The organism is Acinetobacter sp. YH12058, from assembly GCF_013419805.1.
Taxonomy (GTDB): Bacteria; Pseudomonadota; Gammaproteobacteria; order Pseudomonadales; family Moraxellaceae; genus Acinetobacter; species Acinetobacter towneri.
This window is the reverse complement of sequence record NZ_VOZL01000046.1, coordinates 1-3437: the sequence shown is the minus strand read 5'-3', so window position 1 is coordinate 3437 and position 3437 is coordinate 1. Positions and strand designations below refer to the sequence as shown.

Here is a 3437-nt window from a genome sequence, read left to right as displayed (position 1 = left end):
CGCAATTAACGAAAGCACTTTCGACAGTATCATCATTGAATACAGCAACAGACAACGAAATCAACGTAAGCGAGCTAAACAACAAGTTGCAGAACTTAGAACTTTCAGTCAAGAACTTGATCGAACAACTAAACACATTGATTTAATTACACGACAACTCAGTAATATTGTGATTAAACCCAAGTCATGTACTGAATTAACTCAATATTTTAAAAACAACGGTTATCGCTCACCAACAGCGGAACGCATTCAAGTGTGGTCAGAACGACAGCACGAAGCGTTTGAGAAGCGGAATATTGAGCAAGTCGCTTATTACATCGAAACAAAATATCAAGAAATCGGACACTATCAACATTATGCAAATGGGCTAAGTAGAGATGAAATTGATATTGTAAACAAGATGATACGTAATGATGAACGCATTATTGATTATATGAAAAAGTCAGGCTGTCATCTGAATTACGACACTAGACAAAAGCTAAATCGGACATTCTCACTTGAACGAACTTCAAACGAATATCGCTTAAATGATCTTGATAAAAAAGAAAACGAAGTTAAGCCGTTATTTCAGCCGAAGGCTGAAACAAAAGCTGTTGAACGTAATAACGACAATGGATTCACAATGTAAATTGATGCTTTCTTTTTCTGCGTAGCAATGTTTCACATTGCTGTACTCGAAAAAAAAAGCATCTCATAAGCAACTGATTTTACTGCAGTATGCTTTTCTTAAGAATAGTGTTACATTTTCCATAGGCGAAAAAAAACAGGATTGCCGTCCTGTCTTTCTTCGGAATTTTTAATTTAAATGCTTGAAAACACTAAAAATTAAAACACCAGAATCTGTCTTAATTTTAGCAGTGTTTGCAAGCTTTGCAAGCGAAACTGTTATTAATGAACCTATCTACAGACCAATTATCAAATTTTCGGTCAAATTTTTATCAAAATTTGCCGTATAAGCCATTTTGTATGGACGAAAAGCCTGGCTACATGCTTATTCGGACAAAAGAAATCGCAATCAAGAAGCCATATATTCAAATAAACCCCCCATTGATGACGGTTTATTTTGTATTTGATGACGACAAAAGCGACTCAGCCTTGTCATGGTTTGATGCGGGCTTGCCAAGACCGCTTTGGACTACTCAAAACCCCGAAAACGGTCACTGTCACCACTGCTACAAACTCGAAATTCCACTTTGCACAAGTGAGTACGCAAGCATCAAGGCAATCAAGTACGCACATGCTATCTATCATGCCTATGCTGTGGGGATGGGTGCAGATTTAAGCTATTCGCATTTGATCACAAAAAATCCTCTCAATGACCAGTGGAGGACGATTTTTTGGACTGATAAAGCGTATTCGCTGGATTATCTTGCTGACTTCGTGGATCTGCCGAAGAAGATACCGAAAAAACTCGAAGTAGTTGGTTTAGGTCGCAATGTCACCATGTTCGAAAAGGGGCGTTTCTGGGCGTATAAGGCGATTAGAGATTACATGCACCATAACTCTAGCCATCAATGGGAAAAAGCCGTTAGAGCACAAATGGAAGCATTTAACAGCGAATTTGAACAGACACTGCCATACAGTGAAGTGAAAGCTACAGCAAAGAGCATTGCAAAATGGGTGTGGCAGCGTTTCAGCTATGGAGATTTCAGCGAGATTCAAGCTAAACGTGGTGCGAAGGGAGGTGCCAAGTCCAAACGTGGCCCTAAAGCTGATTCAGAGCGTTCAAAAAAGCCTTGGGAAGCCCTTGGAATTGGTCAAGCTACATATTATCGGCGCAAGAAAAAAGGTTTGATAAAGTGATAGCAGATAAGCCATATCAGATAACAGCCCCGAAAGGGGTTTGTTTTGAATCTTCCCTAGCTTTAAAGTGGGGGTTTTTATTATTCTTGTTTTATAAGTTAAATAGAAAATAACTAAAAACAATTAGAAAGTTCAAACAATAAATCACATGAAAACAAAAATATTCTTAATGCTTTTACCCCCCTCAAATAACTCACCATCAATTTCAATGTCTACATCAATGTCTACACACTGAATTACAACAGCACTTGTTTGTTACTAACAACACTCGTAACCGAGCATTGTTAGCACCAAGACAACGTGCTATTGTAATTAAGCAAGCCTACTCTGTAGCTACAATTTTCAGCCCTGCTACGCAGTTCCGAAAAGTTGTAGCACAGAAGTCTTGTTGAGGGCTTCGCCCCCAAACCCCCATCCAAAACCATAAGCAGGGGAGTGGTAAAAATGGATGATGAAGATTTAACAAAATTTAAAAAGATCAATCCGAAATCAGAAGTTAAACGTCTACGTCTGACAGTTGATGAAAAAAATCAGCTTGATGATTTTCTTGAGAAAAGAAACTTACAGTTTAGTGACTTCAACAATCGACTAATTAAAAATGCGATTAGTGCAGAATTTCATTTAGTTGAAATTGAAAACTATGTGAAACCCACATTTCCACTCAAACAAAAAAAGCACCATCGACCACCGCCAAAAGTAGACCCAGCATTATTGATGGAACTTGGTCGAGTTGGTACAAATCTGAATCAGTGTGCTAGAGCATTGAATGTAATTAAAAATGACAGACAACAAGAGTTGGATCTCACTCAAGAATTTAGCTTTATCGAATGTCTGCAAGTGCTTCAAGCGATTCAAGAAGATATACATAGCGTTATTGGTGAAATTAAAAAAACCACAATGTCTGATACCGCTATCGAAAATGCACGAAGTCGAATACTCAAAGCCGTGGAGTTAGTGGAGGTCGAAACCGATGCACATTAAATTTACGAAACATGGGAAAGGCTGTCCACGAAAAGCGGTTGGCTATTTACTTGCTGAAAAAGATGCAAAAGGCGATTTGCGTCCTGATATTCAAACTTTACGAGGCGATGCAAAAACTTTTGTTTCTATTGTCGAAAGCCTAAATTTTGATTATCGCTATTCGTCAGCAGTAATCGCATGGTCAAAAGAAGACAATCCAACGGATGCACAGATTCAAGAAACATTAGATCAATTTGAAAAACATGCTTTTGCTGATTTAGACCCGACACGCTATCACATGAATGCTGTTTTGCATGTTGCGCAAGATGGTTCAAAGCATGTTCATGTTTTGATTCCAAGAGTCGATCTTGGAACAGGTAAGTCATTAAATATTGCTCCTCCTGGACACGAAAAATACTTCGATAAACTCAGAGATTATTTAAACGAAAAACATTGCTGGTCCAAACCTGATGACCTCGCAATTCTAAAAGCTGATGTACAGCTACCGCACCACACACACTCCCAAAGATTAGCGGCCATTGAAATTAATTTTTCAGGTAAAACCAAGCCTGAAAAAAAGGAACTTTTAAACAAAATCGTTGCCCAACGCATTAACGCAGGCGTGATTCAAGACCGTACCGATGTTGTGCAAACGCTTGCTGAATACGGAATCA

4 protein-coding genes are annotated in these 3437 nt (G+C 38.6%); all 4 read left to right on the top strand.

Annotated features, from left to right (window positions below):
* The coding region (locus FTU09_RS13495) for a hypothetical protein (protein WP_180080551.1) at positions 1 to 628 on the top strand (628 nt) is incomplete at its 5' end.
* A 338-nt stretch (positions 629 to 966) separates the two neighbouring features.
* Positions 967 to 1803, top strand: a complete 837-nt coding sequence (locus FTU09_RS13490) for a replication initiation protein (RefSeq protein WP_257226864.1) — start codon at positions 967 to 969, stop codon at positions 1801 to 1803.
* A 444-nt stretch (positions 1804 to 2247) separates the two neighbouring features.
* Positions 2248 to 2784 carry a plasmid mobilization relaxosome protein MobC gene (locus FTU09_RS13485; RefSeq protein WP_180080548.1) on the top strand — a complete coding sequence of 179 codons (537 nt, stop codon included), beginning with the start codon at positions 2248 to 2250 and terminating at the stop codon, positions 2782 to 2784.
* On the top strand, positions 2774 to 3437 hold a 664-nt coding region (locus FTU09_RS13480), incomplete at its 3' end, for a relaxase/mobilization nuclease domain-containing protein (protein ID WP_180080546.1). The genes FTU09_RS13485 and FTU09_RS13480, both read left to right, overlap by 11 nt.